A 14,205-nucleotide genomic window follows, 5' to 3' on the forward strand; every position below is an offset into this window, starting at 1 on the left:
AAGCGTCAGATCGAGAGCGCGCGACCGCCGTCGACGCGGATGATCTCGCCGCTGATGTAGGGCGCATCGCGCAGCAGGAACAGCGCGGTGCGCGCGATGTCGGAAGGTTCGCCGGCGCGCGCCAGCGGCGTGCGCGCCAGCAGTTCGCGTCGTTCGATCTCGGCCTTGCCGCTCTCCGGCCACAACACTGCACCCGGGGCAATACCGTTGACGCGCACCTGCGGGCCGAGATCACGCGCCAGCGCCAGCGTCATCATCGCCAGCGCCGCCTTGGCCATGCTGTAGATCGGGTGCTGCGGCAGCGGACATTCGCCATAGATGTCGATCAGATTCAGGATGCAGCCGCGGCTTCGCGCCAGATGCGGCGCCGCCGCCTGAGCCAGGAAGAACGGCGCGCGCGCATTGGTCGCGAACAACTCTTCCCACTGCGCCGGCGTCGCCTGCGCGAGCGGCGTCGGATAGAAGCTCGACGCGTTGTTGATCAGCGCATCGATGCGCCCGTAATGCGCCGCGACCCGCTCGATGAACGGCGCCAGCGCCGCGCCGTCGGCGAGATCGAGCGGCAGGATCAGACACGAACGCGGCCGCAATGCCTCGCAACGGGCCGCAAGCGCCAGCGCCGCGTCATGCGAATGGCGGTAGCTGATGGCAAGGTCGTAGCCGGCCTCGCACAGGGTTTCCGCGATGACTGCACCGACCCGTTTCGCGCCTCCACTGATTACCGCCACCGGTCGGGATGAATCCGTCATCGGCTATGCTCCTCGCCCGTTGCCACCTCGATTGTGCGCGATTCCCCGTGTATTTGGCGTTCTCCCGGAGACCCGTTTGTTGCCGCACCTCGACACCAGCCCGTTTCCCGCGCCGAGCGTGGACGAACAGGCGCACAGCGAAGAGCTTTGCGCGCTGATCCGCAGCGAAATCCGTCCGCACGGCTCGATCCCGTTCTGGCGCTTCATGGAACTGGCGCTGTACGCGCCCGGGCTTGGCTACTACAGCGCCGGCAAGACCAAGTTCGGCGCCGCCGGCGACTTCATCACCGCACCTGAACTCGGCTCGCTGTTCGCGCGCTGCGTGGCGCGCGCCACCGCCGCGGTGCTGCGCGCCGACGCCGACGCCGAGTTCATCGAGGTCGGTGGCGGCAGCGGCGCGTTTGCGGTGGCGGCGCTGGCGGAATGGGAGCAAGTCGGCTGCCTGCCGCGGCGCTACCGCATCCTCGACCGCAGCGCCGAATTGCGCGAACGCCAGCGTCTCGCGCTCGCGGCAAAGCTGCCGCACCTGCTGGAACGCATCGACTGGCCGGACACGCCGCCGGAGACCCCATGGCGCGGCGTGCTGTTCGCGAACGAGGTGGTCGACGCGCTTCCGGTGCACCGCTTCGTGATGCGCGACCATGAGCCGCGCGAACTGCATGTCGCCATCGCCGACGACGGCCGCTTCATCGAAGTGGAACGCGCGGCCGACACCATGCTTACCGCCGCCGTGGCCGCGTTGCAGCAGGACCTGCCGGAACCGCTGGCCGAAGGCTATCGCTCCGAGGTCTTGCCGCAGCTGCCGTGGTGGATCGATGCCGTCTGCGGCCGGCTGGAGGCCGGGCTCGCAGTGTTCGTCGACTACGGCTATCCGCGTCGCGAGTACTACCTGCCGCAGCGCGACGACGGCACCCTGATCTGCCACTACCACCATCGCGCGCACGGCGACGCGCTGCGTTGGCCGGGCCTGCAGGACATCACCAGTTTCGTCGACTTCACCGCACTCGCGCTGGCCGGCACGCATGCGCGCCTGCCGCTGGCCGGGTTCAACTCGCAGGCCGCATTCCTGATCGCCGCCGGCATCCTCGATCTGGTCGAGCAGTCGGTGGAGCTGAGCGAGATCGAACGCTACCGCCTGGCCCAGGAAGTGAAGCGACTGACCCTGCCCGGCGAAATGGGCGAGCGCTTCAAGCTGATGTGCTTCGCCCGCGGCGTCGACCAGGTGCCGGCGGCGTTCACCAGTTACGACCAGAGCCGGCGCCTGTGAGCAACCGCGCCTTCGTCCACCCGCTGCTGTGGCGCGGTTTGTACGTGCTCGCGATCATGCTGGTGATCGTGCTTTCGCTGGTGCCGAACGACGCCTTGCGCCAGGTCGACGTCATCGGCAACGACAAGCTCGGCCACGCGCTCGCCTACTTCACCTTGATGGCGTTCGCGGTGCAGCTGCAGGATGCGCGCCGCGACTGGTCGCGCGCCGCATTCGGGTTGCTGCTGATGGGCATCGTCATCGAGTGGTTGCAACATCAGTCGGGCCTGCGTCGCGCCGACATCCGCGATGTCTACGCCAACGCCAGCGGCATCGTGCTCGGCGCGCTCACCGCGCTGACTCCGGCGCGCGCCTGGCTGCTGGCGCTGGACCGGCGCCTGAGCAGGCGCGACGCCAGCTGAGCGCACTCAGATCGGCGCGCCCGGCGGAATCACCGGCAATGCCCGCAGCTTCACCGTTTCCGGCGCGTCGAGATAGCGCTCGATCGAGCGCGCGGCCTCGCGTGCATCGGCGTTGGCTGCGGGCGTCGCCGCGAGTTCCGCGGCGAGTGTGCGCAGTTGGGCACGCCAACCGGCATCCACCGTGGCATGCAATGCGCCTTCGGCGAGCACGCGCAGCGCGGCGTCGAGCAGCACCCAGTTGCGGGTGCGACGCACCAGCGCGTGGCGTGTGCCGGTTTCACGCCAGGGCGCGACGACCAGCATCTCGAACAGATCGCGTGGTGCCGGCGTCGTGGCGTCGCGCGCATGCTGCCAGGCGAGCCGGTTCAGCCGCTGCGGCGCGAACGCGTATTGGGCCACGATCGCGGTCGCGGCCGCGGTCGCGGCGGCCTCGTCGAACAGCGGACCGTTCTGAGTCGCGAAGTACTCGGGGCCGCGCGTGTATTCGGCGGCCGGTGGCGTCAGCGCGTCGCGCACGCTGTCCGGCAACGCCAGCACCTCGACCGCGAGCGCGCCCTGCAACGCCTTGAGCGCCGCGTGCTGGCGGGCCGCGGCGACGGCGCGGGTGCCGAGCCTGGCATCGGCGCCGAGGCCGTAGTCGTACTCGGCGCCACCGATCAGCCGCGCCACTGCCTCGGTCTGGTAGCGATGCAGCAAATGAATCGGCGCCAGGCGGCGCTCCAGCTCACCGCTCTGCCGATCCGGTGGCAGCGAGCCCTTCGCGAAGCGCGACAGGGCGGCGCTTCGCACCTCGAGCAACTGGGCGAAGCTTGCCAACGGGTCGCTGCCAAAGTCCCACAGCAACCCGTCCGGATGGGCGTCGCCGGGTGCGCGCGCGTCGGCGTCGCTGACGTAGGCGTAGCCGCGCGCCGCGATGCCGGACCGCAACCGCGCCAGGGCCTGCAGTTCCTGGTCGGGCGCGAACTCGCCATAAGCATGCGCAACCACGAACCGGTCCCAGTCGCCGAGCCCGACGCCGTAGGGCTGCGCCAGCTGCACGCGCCCCGCCGCGTCGAGCGTGGCCACGGGATGCGGATAGTCGAGCACCGAGCCGTTGCCGGTGCGACTCGCCGCGAAATTGTGGGCAAAGCCGAGCGCATGCCCGACCTCGTGCGCCGCGAGTTGACGCAGACGCGCCAGCGCCATCTCCTGTGCCTGGGTGCGCGCCGCTGGATCGGCATCGGGCGCATGCGCCGCCAGCAGTCCTTCGGCGATCAGCAGGTCCTGGCGCACGCGCTGCGAACCGAGGTTGACGTAAGCCTTGAGGATCTCGCCGCTGCGCGGATCGACGATGCCGCCGCCATAGGACCAGCCACGCGTCGCGCGATGGGTCCAGGTGATCGCGTTGTAACGCACATCGGCGAGGTCCATACCCTCAGGCGCGAGCTCGACCCGGAACGCATCGATGAAGCCGGCGGCATCGAACGCATCCGCCCACCAGCGCGCGCCATCGAGCAACGCGCCGCGCACCGGCTCCGGTGTGCCGCGGTCGAGATAGAACACGATCGGCTTCAGCACCGTGCTGCGCGCGGCACCGGGGTTGGTTTTGTGCACACGGAAGCGACCCTGCCAGCGCACATCGAGATCGCGCGCCAGCGGCTGCGCGAAATCGAAGCCGCCGACGCTCCAGCCACCCGACGCGGGGTGATAGGCGCGCTTGCGGAAACCGGCATCGGGCAGGCGCACGAAGCTCAGTTGCTGGCGCAGCGTGATCGTCTTCGCATCCGCCGCTGCTTGCTGCACGAATGTGCCCTCGCCACCGCCACCGAAGGTGAGCAGGGCCTCGAACTCGGCGTTGTCGGGATAGGCCTTGGCTGCCTCGACCAACACGCCGCTGCGCGCCGCGTCGAGCGTGTACTGCCCTTGCGCCAGACCCTTCAGTCGCTCGGTCACGCCATGCTGGTCACTCGCGATCAGCGCCGACAGATCGACCTGCCACGGGCCGCGCGCACTCTCGGGATTGAGCAGCTCGCCCGACCACAACACCGCTTCCGCGAACGCATCGCGCGCCGACATTGCCTCGTCGGCATCGCCGCTGTTCGCGACGAACCTGGTGTTCCGCTGCACCAGCAGCAACTTCTTGCCGAGGCGGCGGAACTCGACCAGTTTGGGTTCGCCCGATTGGTTGCGATCCAGTCCGATGTCGTTCGACCCCAGCGCCCCGGGCAGCGCCGTGAGCATCAGCAGCGGCGTGTCCAGTGCATGCACGCCGATCACCACGCGCGCCGTCTCGGCATCGACGTGGACATCGACGAAACCGTGCTGCGACACCATGCCGGCGATCGGCGACGGCGTTGGCTCGGGCTTCTTCGCAAACGCCGCCGACATCGCGACCATCACCACCAGCGCACCCAGAACCCGCAATCGCATCGGTCATCTCCGTGATCGAAGCGCAGATTACAACTACGCACGTCCTCCGACGCCAGCGGCGTGGCGACCCGGTTCTCACGCGTTCTCCCCCACTGGCGGCGTAGGAGCGACCCCGGTCGCGACCGGTGACGCCGCGCCACACGATCATCGCGATCACGCCGCATCGCGAAACCCGGTTGCATCGCGTCGCCGGTCTCGACCGGGGTCGCTCCTACATCGCTACGCCCGACGGCCCGTGGCTGCGGTCTAACCTTCGGCCAGCTTGCCGCGGATCTGGGCTTCGACGGCGGCGAGTGCGGTCATGTTGACGACGCGGCGGACGGTGCTGGCCGGGGTCAGGATGTGGACGGGCTTGGACACGCCCATCAGGATCGGGCCGATGGCGACGCCGTCGGTCATCTGTCGGGTGATGTTGTAGGCGATGTTGGCGGCATCGAGGTTCGGGCAGACGAACAGGTTGGCGCGCCCCTTCAGCGCCGAGCCCGGGAACAGGCGCTCGCGGATGGCTTCGTTGAGCGCGGCGTCGGCATGCATTTCGCCCTCGATCTCCAGCCGTGGCGCCTTGGCCAGCACCAGCTCGCGCACGCGCCGCATCTTCACCGCGCTCGGGTTGTCGTGCGAACCGAAGTTCGAGTGCGACAGCAGCGCAATCTTCGGCGTGATGCCGAACAGGCGCAGCCGGTATGCCGCCTGTAGCGTCGCTTCGGCCAGTTGTTCGGCAGTCGGCTCGGCCTGAACGTGGGTGTCGACGAAGAAGAAGGTGCCGCGATCGTTGGCGACCGCGGTCATCGCCGCCAGCGACGTCACTCCGGGATCGCGCGGGATCACGCTCTGGATGTGCTGCAGCTTGCGCTGGTAGCGCCCGACGATGCCGCAGATCATGGCGTCAGCGTCGCCGCAGTCGAGCATCAGCGCGCCGATCACGGTCACGCGTGAGCGCACGATCGCCTTGGCCGCATCCGGATTCACGCCGCGCCGTTGCATCAGCTCGTGGTAGCGCTGCCAGTAACTATGGAAGCGCGGATCGTCGTCGCTGTTGGTCAGCTCGAAATCGACCCCGGCACGGATGCGCAGGCCGAGCTTCTCGATGCGCCGCTCGATCACCGCCGGACGCCCGATCAGGATCGGCCGCGCCAGGCGCTCGTCGACCACCGTCTGCACCGCGCGCAGCACCGTCTCCTCCTCGCCCTCGGCATAGACCACGCGCTGCAGGCTGATGCGCGCGCGGTCGAAGATCGGCTTCATCAGCATGCCGGTGCGGAACACGAACTGCGACAGTTTCTCCTTGTATGCGGCCAGATCGGTGATCGGGCGTTTGGCAATGCCGGAGTCCATTGCCGCCTGCGCCACTGCGGGCGCGAGCTCGACGATCAGGCGCGGGTCGAACGGTTGCGGGATCAGATACTCGGGCCCGAAGGCGACCGTGCGACCACCATACGCCGCGGCCGCGACATCGCTCGCCTCGCGCCGCGCCAGCGCCGCGATCGCACGCACGCAGGCCAGCTTCATCGCCTCGTTGATGGTGGTGGCGCCGACATCGAGCGCACCGCGGAAGATGTACGGGAAGCACAGCGCGTTGTTGACCTGGTTCGGGTAGTCCGAACGCCCGGTGGCCATGATGCAATCCGGTCGCGCGGCCTTGGCCAGTTCGGGCAGGATCTCCGGCGTCGGATTGGCGAGCGCGAAGATGATCGGCTTGTCCGCCATCGTCTTGACCATTTCCGGCTGGAGCACGCCTGCGGCCGAGAGTCCGAGGAAAACGTCGGCGCCGGCGACGATCTCGGCCAAGGTTCGCTTCCCGGTCTCACGCGCATAGCGGGCCTTGTCGGCGTCCATGTCCTCGACCCGACCCTGGTAGACCACGCCGCAGCGGTCGACCACCAGGATGTTCTCGCGGCGCATGCCGAGCGCGACCAGCATGTCGAGGCAGGCGATGCCGGCGGCACCGGCGCCGGACGTGGCCAGCTTCACTTCCGCGATGTTCTTGCCGACCACATGCAGGGCATTGAGCATGGCCGCGCCAACGATGATCGCAGTGCCGTGCTGATCGTCATGGAACACCGGAATCTTGACGCGTTCGCGCAGCTTCTTCTCGACGATGAAGCACTCCGGCGCCTTGATGTCCTCAAGGTTGATGCCGCCGAAGGTCGGCTCGAGCGAGGCGATGATGTCGACCAGCTTGTCCGGATCGCGCTCGTCGATTTCGATGTCGAACACGTCGATGCCGGCGAACTTCTGGAACAGCACGCCCTTGCCTTCCATCACCGGCTTGGCTGCCAGCGGGCCGATCGCGCCGAGGCCGAGCACGGCGGTGCCGTTGGTGATCACCGCGACCAGATTGCCGCGCGCAGTCAGCTCGCCGACGGTGTCCGGATCGCGCACGATTTCCTCGCAGGCGGCGGCGACGCCGGGCGAGTACGCCAGCGCCAGATCCTTCTGCGTGACCATCGGCTTGGTCGCCGCGACCTTGATCTTTCCGAACGGCAACTGACGGTGATAGTCGAGCGCCTGGGCCTTGAGTTCTTCCGAGAGGGACATGAGCACACGTCTGGTGAACGAAGGCGACGGAGAATATCACGCAGGTATGATCGCCCCCTTTGCCCTGGAGCGAACGCATGATTGATCTGGCCAGCGATGTGAAGACCCGCCCGAGCGCGGCGATGCGACAGGCGATGGCCAACGCCGAGGTCGGCGACGAGCAGGCGTTCGAGGACCCGACCGTGAACGCGCTGTGCGAGCGCGCTGCCGCGCTGCTCGGCAAGGAATCGGCGCTGTTCGCGCCGAGTGGCGCGATGTGCAACCAGCTCGCGATTGCCACCTGGTGCCGACCCGGAGACGAGGTGATCTGCGAGCGCACCGCACATATCGCGGTGTACGAGGCCGGCGGCCCGGCCGCCAACGCCGGGGTGATGATGCACGCGATCCATGGCGAGCGCGGCCAGTTCACAGCGGCGCAACTGCAGGCCAGCTTCCGCGCGAAGTGGCGGCATTGCCCGCAGGCGAGCTTGGTCTGCGTCGAACAGACGGCGAATCTCGGCGGCGGTTCGGTGTGGCCGTTGACCCAATTGAACGAGGTCGCTGCGCTTGCACACGACCGCGGCCTGCGCGCGCACATGGATGGCGCGCGCCTGCTCAATGCCAGCGCCGCAACCGGCATCGCGGCATGCGACTACGCCGCACAGTTCGACTCGGTCTGGCTGGATTTCAGCAAGGGTCTCGGTGCACCGATCGGCGCCTGCCTGGCCGGCTCGCGCGAGTTCATCGAGCGCGCCTGGGTCATCAAGCAGCGCCTCGGCGGCGCCATGCGCCAGGCCGGCATCGTCGCCGCCGGCGCGCTGTACGCGCTCGACCACCACGTTGAACGCCTGGTCGAAGATCATGTCCATGCACGTCGCCTGGCGGTCGGTCTGGCGGCGCTGCCCGGCGTGCTGTTGGACGCGACGACGGTCGAGACCAATATCGTATTCTTCCGCCTCGACGTCGCCCACCTCGGCTTCGACGCGCACGAGTTTTCACGGCGCCTGGCCGCGCACGGCGTGCGCATCGGCGCCTTCGACGAATGCACCCTGCGCGCCGTCACCCATCTCGATGTCAGCGCCACCGATATCGGCCGTTGCCTGGACGCCGCCGCCGCAGTTCTTTTCAATCGCCAAGCATAGCGCACCGCGGCTGCGGCGATTGCTACACTGCGGCCAATCATGGCCCGCATGCCCCAGACGCAAGTGCACGCCGCGCCGCCAGATGCCGATCCGGGCGGCCACGGGCAGCTTGCCCGCTTCGCGCTCGGGCTGCTCGCCTGCGAGCGCCTTGAGGCAATCCCGCAGGCCTGCGAAACTGCACTCGACGATCGCTTCGGCATCCGCGGCCTGCGCCTGCTGTGGCGCATCGGCGGCGGCACCGGCAGCGACATCCACCGCGCCGCGGCGCCGGCGGTGCCGTTCAGCCCCTACCTGCGCGAGCTGACTGACCATTGTCCGGGCGAGGCCGGGATCAGCGTCGCGCTCGAGCGCGGCAAGAGCGAAGACGGCGTCGCCATTTCGCTCGGTGGTCCGCACCTGTTCACGCGCGCGCAGTTGCTATTGTTCGGCGATAGCACGCGGCTGCTGATCGAAGTCGAAACCGACGAGTTTCGCGCACTGTTCAAGCCGCTGACGCGGCGTGTCGCCGAACTCCTCGACCGCGAGCGCCTGCGCAGTTCGCTGCATCGGCTGGAATCGGCCGAGCGCCTGCAGCGCGCGCTCTACGCAATCGCCGACCTGGCCTCGGCCGACCTCGAAATGCCGGAAATGCTGGCCGGCATCCACGAGATCGTCGGCGACCTGATGTACGCCGAGAACTTCCTGATCGTGCGCTATGACCGCGAAAACCACCGCATCCGCTTCATCTACTTCGTCGATTCTTTCGCGATGACGGCGCTCGACGCGCAAACCGAGTTTTCCGAGGAAGAACTCGCCAATAGCCTGACCATGGCCATGATCCGTCACGGACGTCCGGTGATGGGGCCGTCGTCGCAGCTGCGTGAACAGCTCGGCGTGCCGCGCGACGACAAGTTCGGGCCTGATTCATTCGACTGGCTCGGGGTACCGATGCTCTCCGGCGGCGAGGTCCGCGGCGGCATCGTGGTGCAAACCTATGACGACAGCCTGCGCTACAGCGAAGAAGACCGCGCGCTGCTCAGCTACGTCGCCCAGCACATTTTGACGGCGCTGGTGCGCAAGCAGGCACACGAGGAACTGGAGGACCGCGTCGAGGTGCGCACGCGTGAACTGCGCGAGCAGATCGCCGAACGCGAACGCGGCGAGCGCCTGCAAGCCGCCTATCGCGCCATCGCCGAGGCCGCGACCAGCGCCGAGACCATGGACGCGTTCTATCGCGAGGCGCACCGCATCGTCGGCGAACTGCTCAACGCGAAGAACTTTTTCGTCGCCCTGCTCGGCAGCGACGAGACCTTCTGGTTCCCCTACGCCGTCGACGAGCGTGACCCGCTGGCGCGCTTCGAGCCGCGCAAGCGCGGCAAGACCCTGACCGACTACGTGATGCGCAGCGCGCATTCGTTGCTGGCCACGCGCGAACAGATCCAGCACCTGAACACGACCGGCGATGTGGTCTCGTTCGGCACGCCCGCAACCTGCTGGCTCGGCGTGCCGCTGCGCGGCGAGTCCGGCCTGCTCGGGGTGATGGCGGTGCAGAGCTACCGCGACGACGTGCTCTACAGCGAGCGCGACGAACAGATCCTGAGTTTCGTTTCCAATCACGTCGCGCTCGCGCTCGAGCGCAAGCACGCGCAGGACTCGCTGCGCCGCGCCTATGCCGAGCTTGAGCGCCGCGTCGACGAACGCACGCGCGAACTGGCCGACACCAACCGCGAGCTGCGCGACCAGATCAAGGTGCGCCAGCAGATCGAGCTCCGGCTCAAGCACGAGGCCCTGCACGACGCGCTCACCGGCATGCCCAACCGCGCCCTGTTGCTCGACCGCCTCGGCCACGCCCTCGCGCGCTTCCGGCGCGACCCGACCAAGCTGTTCGCGGTGCTGTTCATCGACCTCGACCGCTTCAAGATCATCAACGACAGCGTCGGCCACCTGGTCGGCGACGAGTTGCTCAAGGAGGTCAGTTCGCGCATCAGCGGCACGCTGCGCGCCGACGACACCGTGGCGCGGCTCGGTGGCGACGAGTTCGCAATCCTGCTCGCCGACATCGATACCGCGGAAAACGTCATCGGCGCCGCCCAGCGACTGATCGGCGTTCTGCAGGAACCGGTGCGGGTGGTCGGCAAGGAGCTGTTCACCTCCGCCAGCATCGGCATTGCGCTCGCGGCCGAGCGCTACACCCGCGCCGAGGAACTGCTGCGCGACGCCGACGTCGCCATGTACCGCGCCAAGGCCGCCGGTCGCCATCGCGTCGAGCTATTCGACGAGAAGCTGCACCAGGAAGCCTTGCGCGTGCTCGACCTCGAGGGCGACTTGCGCCGGGCATTGGCGCGCAACGAGTTCGAGCCACACTTCCACGCCATCGTCGATCTGATCGACGAGAGCGTGGTCGGTTTCGAGGCATTGCTGCGCTGGCGCCATCCGGAGCGCGGCCTGTTGCTGCCGGGCGACTTCCTCGAAGTGGCCGACGACACCGCCTGCTCCGAACAGATCGACTGGCAGATGTTCGACCAGGTCTGCTCGCAGATTCAGGGGCTCGCGGTGGGCGAGCAATACGTTGCGATCAATGTCTCGCCGCGCCACTTCCGCTCCACCGACTTCCTGCGCCGCATCCTCGATCGGACCATTGCCTACGGCGTGCCGCCGCACCGCCTGCGCATCGAGATCACCGAAGGCGCGCTGCTCGAGAATCCGCTCGACATCCGCGAGTCGCTGATGCAGTTGCGCCAGCAGGGCATCCTCGCTTCGCTCGACGACTTCGGCACCGGCTATTCCTCGCTGTCCTACCTGCACCAGTTCCCGATCCACGCGCTCAAGATCGACCGCAGCTTCGTCGCCGACCTGCGCCCCGGCCTGCCGCGCGGCAACACCGCGATCGTGCGCGCCATCCTCGCGCTGGCGCGCTCGCTCAACATCGAAGTGGTCGCCGAAGGCATCGAGACCAGCGCCCAACGCGAAGCCCTGCTCGAACTCGGCTGCCGCTACGGCCAAGGCTTCCTCTTCGCCCACCCCCGCCCCGCCGCCGACATCGCCGCACTCCGCGTTCAAGGCTGAACCCGCACGCGCCGCGGCGCGATGCCGCACAGCCCACAGCCCCGCGCCCGCATCAGGCCAGGCCTGGCCGAGACGATGCTTGACCCACCCCGGCGCCCGACCACAGACTCGCAACGTGCTCCGACCCGTCGATCGGAGCGTTGGCGTGAGGCCCATGAGTGCAACGTCGTCGCACATCGAGATCGACCTTTCTGAAGCATCAACTCCCAGCGAACTGCACTCGCTGCTCGACGTCGCGCTGGGATTCATGAGGCCATGAAGCTCTCGCGTGTCCTGCTGCACCTGATCTGGGTGATCCCCGGCATTCTTCTGATCGTCTATTTCTTGAACCCGCTCGGCGTGCCCACTTGGGATCCACGTGGCCGTGTGCTCGGGGTCATTCCGTACCGCGTGCCCGCGAGTTCGATGGCACCGACCTACCCGGCCAGATCCTTCGTTCTCGCCTGTACCTGGGCCTACGCCCGGTCAACTCCGGCGCTTGGCGACGTCATCGTGTTCTGGCCGCCAACTGATCCAGGCACGCCCTACGTGAAGCGCATCGTTGGCATCGGGGGCGACACGGTTCAGTTCGCCGATGGCGCGCTCGTGCGCAACGGAGTCGAACAGCATGAGCCGTATCTCATGCCCGGCCCGGCGCGCGGCGACGATCACCGCTCGAGCGTTCCGCAAGGGCATGTGTTTGTCGCCGGTGACAACAGATCGAATAGCCGTGACAGCCGCCACTTCGGGTCCGTACCCAATGACGCGATCATCGGCAGGATCTGTGGTCGGCTGTGAGCGAGTCGTTGGGCTGAGACGGCGTCCTACTGCGAGTCCCAGCTTCCGACGAGTTCCTTGACCGCCCCAAGTGCAGCCCCACAAACTCCACTCCGTATCCCGACGCGACCGTCGGTGAATTGGCGCCTCCCCCTCATGTCCTGGTACGCGATCCGCACCGTCTATCACTTCGGCACGAAGCCCAATGACGTCAACGTCTTCGAAGAACGCATCGTTGTATTCGAGGGAGGCAATTGGGACGAAGCCATGACCAAGGCAGCCGTGGAGGCGCACACCTACTCCACCGAGACCGGCTTTGCGCGGCACCCGGACCAGTCCGGGTACGAGCAGGATGGAGACGCACTGATCGATGGCTATGAAGTGTGGTCCGTGCTGTTCGAGTCCACGCTCGATCTTTCCGCTTTCTACGATGCGCGATACAAAGCCTGCGAGTACGTGCCGCCTCGTCACGGCCGCGGCCAAGCATGAGTCGATGCCCCGCATCGGCAAGACAGCGAAGCGCCACAACCTCGGGCGCAGAGCGCACCGGTAACTGGCGGCGGTGGATCACAAGGGAGAGATTTTCGTGGGGACAAGTGCAACCAAGAACGAACCTGGCGTGGGCTTGGGCATGCTGTTGATTGCAGTGCTCGCCGGATTGCTTTTGGCCGCTCTGTTCACCGGGTTCAAACCTGGCCCTATCCGTCCCGGCACGAGTACCGTCCTGCTCGGCCTGTACCTCATGGCCTGGGGAGTCATGTTCCTGGCCAGCTATTACCTCAGCCACAAGACGTTCTTCTTTCGCGCGCTGATCTGGGTATGTGAGCATTGGTCATCCCCGAAAGGTCGCGCCATGGCCTTCTTTTACAGCGGCCTTGCTCTCCTCATGGGGAGCTTCGTTGCATTGACTGGCCTGGGACTGATCGACGCTGCGGCGTAGCAGTTCATCTCCGACGCCTCGCGTTCATGCCCCGAGCCTGAGGTCGAAAGCCCAGCCACTGCCCATGGTCGCCCGTCGCCAAACACCGTATTTGTGACGAGCGCGGGTGTCGAGGCGGATGTTGTTGGCGAACGGGGAGAAGGCGAGCATGCCGGCGAGGCCGTTGGCTTTCTGCACCCAGGGCGGCAGGTACAGCGGCGCAGTGGGCGATAGAATGCGTCCATGAAGCCGTCCATCGCCCTGAATACCCATCGCGAGGCCGTGCGCCGCATCGTCGCCGCGCACCGCGCGCGCAACCCGCGTGTGTTCGGTTCGGTCGCGCAGGGCAAAGATACGGAAACCAGTGACCTCGACCTGCTCGTCGACCCGACCAGCGAGACCACGTTGCTGGACATCGGCGCGATTCGGCACGAGCTGCTGCAACTGTTGGGCGTGCCCGTGGACGTGCTCACCCCCAACGCCCTGCCCGAGCGCTTTCGCGCCGAAATCGTGCATGCGTCGGTGGCGGTGTGAGCGATTCGCGGCAGGTCGGGGACTACCTGGTGCATATCGCGGAGGCGATCGAACGTATCGAACGCTATACCGAACACGTCGACGAAGTGGCGTTCTACCGGAATCAGTTGGTGCAGGATGCCGTCATCCGCAACATCGAGGTCATCGGCGAGGCCAGCCACAACATCGAGAAGTACTTTCCGGAGTTCGCGGCGCTGCATCCGGAACTGCCACTCGCGTTCGCCTATCAGATGAGAAACGCCGTCGCGCATGGGTACTTCAGGGTGGACATGGAGATTGTCTGGAAGACGATCCAACGTGACCTGCCGATGCTTCATCGCCAAGTGCAACAGGCACTGGAGGCATCGGCACCTGGGGCAACGCGCGGCCCACAGTGAGCACGATCTTTGCAACCTCGCCGGCATCGTCCGACGCATGGGGCCATCGCGAAAGTCACGTGAACCCCGTTCTCCGGCGCAGCATCGAA

General features: G+C 67.2%; 12 protein-coding genes. 9 read left to right on the forward strand and 3 right to left on the reverse strand.

Going from position 1 to position 14,205, the window contains the following annotated elements; genetic code table 11:
- Positions 1 to 5: 5 nt before the first annotated feature.
- Positions 6 to 749 carry a pteridine reductase gene (locus IPG63_03560; protein MBK6726328.1) on the reverse strand — a complete coding sequence of 248 codons (744 nt, stop codon included), beginning with the start codon at positions 747 to 749 and terminating at the stop codon, positions 6 to 8.
- Between IPG63_03560 and IPG63_03565 the strand changes: the two genes are divergently transcribed.
- Together IPG63_03565 and IPG63_03570 are read left to right on the forward strand one after the other, a co-directional pair.
- Positions 685 to 2,016 carry an SAM-dependent methyltransferase gene (locus IPG63_03565; protein MBK6726329.1) on the forward strand — a complete coding sequence of 444 codons (1,332 nt, stop codon included), beginning with the start codon at positions 685 to 687 and terminating at the stop codon, positions 2,014 to 2,016. The genes IPG63_03560 and IPG63_03565 overlap by 65 nt on opposite strands.
- Positions 2,013 to 2,417, forward strand: coding sequence for a VanZ family protein (locus IPG63_03570; GenBank protein MBK6726330.1), 405 nt, complete (start codon positions 2,013 to 2,015; stop codon positions 2,415 to 2,417). Before IPG63_03565 ends, IPG63_03570 begins: the two co-directional genes overlap by 4 nt.
- Before the next feature lie 6 nt (positions 2,418 to 2,423).
- Here the strand turns inward: IPG63_03570 and IPG63_03575 are convergent, their stop codons facing one another.
- Both IPG63_03575 and IPG63_03580 read right to left on the reverse strand, forming a co-directional pair.
- On the reverse strand, positions 2,424 to 4,826 hold the full coding sequence (locus IPG63_03575) for a zinc-dependent metalloprotease (protein ID MBK6726331.1): 2,403 nt from the start codon (positions 4,824 to 4,826) through the stop codon (positions 2,424 to 2,426).
- A 246-nt stretch (positions 4,827 to 5,072) separates the two neighbouring features.
- Positions 5,073 to 7,364, reverse strand: a complete 2,292-nt coding sequence (locus tag IPG63_03580; GenBank protein ID MBK6726332.1) for an NADP-dependent malic enzyme — start codon at positions 7,362 to 7,364, stop codon at positions 5,073 to 5,075.
- A gap of 77 nt (positions 7,365 to 7,441) precedes the next feature.
- On the opposite strand from IPG63_03580, the gene IPG63_03585 reads away from it, so the two are divergent.
- From IPG63_03585 to IPG63_03615, 7 genes are all read left to right on the forward strand, one after another.
- On the forward strand, positions 7,442 to 8,485 hold the full coding sequence (locus tag IPG63_03585; protein ID MBK6726333.1) for a low specificity L-threonine aldolase: 1,044 nt from the start codon (positions 7,442 to 7,444) through the stop codon (positions 8,483 to 8,485).
- A gap of 48 nt (positions 8,486 to 8,533) precedes the next feature.
- Positions 8,534 to 11,530 carry an EAL domain-containing protein gene (locus tag IPG63_03590; protein ID MBK6726334.1) on the forward strand — a complete coding sequence of 999 codons (2,997 nt, stop codon included), beginning with the start codon at positions 8,534 to 8,536 and terminating at the stop codon, positions 11,528 to 11,530.
- Between the two features lie 255 nt (positions 11,531 to 11,785).
- Entirely contained in the window at positions 11,786 to 12,307 is a 522-nt protein-coding gene (gene lepB / locus IPG63_03595; GenBank protein MBK6726335.1) for a signal peptidase I, read from the forward strand.
- 135 nt (positions 12,308 to 12,442) lie between these two features.
- Positions 12,443 to 12,775 carry a hypothetical protein gene (locus tag IPG63_03600; GenBank protein MBK6726336.1) on the forward strand — a complete coding sequence of 111 codons (333 nt, stop codon included), beginning with the start codon at positions 12,443 to 12,445 and terminating at the stop codon, positions 12,773 to 12,775.
- 136 nt (positions 12,776 to 12,911) lie between these two features.
- On the forward strand, positions 12,912 to 13,226 hold the full coding sequence (locus tag IPG63_03605; GenBank protein ID MBK6726337.1) for a hypothetical protein: 315 nt from the start codon (positions 12,912 to 12,914) through the stop codon (positions 13,224 to 13,226).
- 222 nt (positions 13,227 to 13,448) lie between these two features.
- A complete protein-coding gene (locus tag IPG63_03610) occupies positions 13,449 to 13,739 on the forward strand; it encodes a nucleotidyltransferase family protein (GenBank protein ID MBK6726338.1) in 291 nt (96 codons plus the stop codon).
- A complete protein-coding gene (locus tag IPG63_03615) occupies positions 13,736 to 14,116 on the forward strand; it encodes a DUF86 domain-containing protein (protein ID MBK6726339.1) in 381 nt (126 codons plus the stop codon). Before IPG63_03610 ends, IPG63_03615 begins: the two co-directional genes overlap by 4 nt.
- Positions 14,117 to 14,205 lie beyond the last annotated feature (89 nt).

Source organism: Lysobacterales bacterium, from assembly GCA_016703225.1.
Lineage (GTDB): Bacteria > Pseudomonadota > Gammaproteobacteria > Xanthomonadales > Ahniellaceae > JADKHK01.

Bases quoted from the DNA above. Each gene is read 5' to 3' on its own strand.
- IPG63_03565 (MBK6726329.1), top strand. From the start codon at position 685: ATGACTGCACCGACCCGTTTCGCGCCTCCACTGATTACCGCCACCGGT.
- IPG63_03560 (MBK6726328.1), bottom strand. From the start codon at position 749: ATGACGGATTCATCCCGACCGGTGGCGGTAATCAGTGGAGGCGCGAAA.
- IPG63_03575 (MBK6726331.1), bottom strand. From the start codon at position 4,826: ATGCGATTGCGGGTTCTGGGTGCGCTGGTGGTGATGGTCGCGATGTCG.
- IPG63_03580 (MBK6726332.1), bottom strand. From the start codon at position 7,364: ATGTCCCTCTCGGAAGAACTCAAGGCCCAGGCGCTCGACTATCACCGT.
- IPG63_03585 (MBK6726333.1), top strand. From the start codon at position 7,442: ATGATTGATCTGGCCAGCGATGTGAAGACCCGCCCGAGCGCGGCGATG.
- IPG63_03590 (MBK6726334.1), top strand. From the start codon at position 8,534: ATGCCCCAGACGCAAGTGCACGCCGCGCCGCCAGATGCCGATCCGGGC.
- lepB (MBK6726335.1), top strand. From the start codon at position 11,786: ATGAAGCTCTCGCGTGTCCTGCTGCACCTGATCTGGGTGATCCCCGGC.
- IPG63_03600 (MBK6726336.1), top strand. From the start codon at position 12,443: ATGTCCTGGTACGCGATCCGCACCGTCTATCACTTCGGCACGAAGCCC.
- IPG63_03610 (MBK6726338.1), top strand. From the start codon at position 13,449: ATGAAGCCGTCCATCGCCCTGAATACCCATCGCGAGGCCGTGCGCCGC.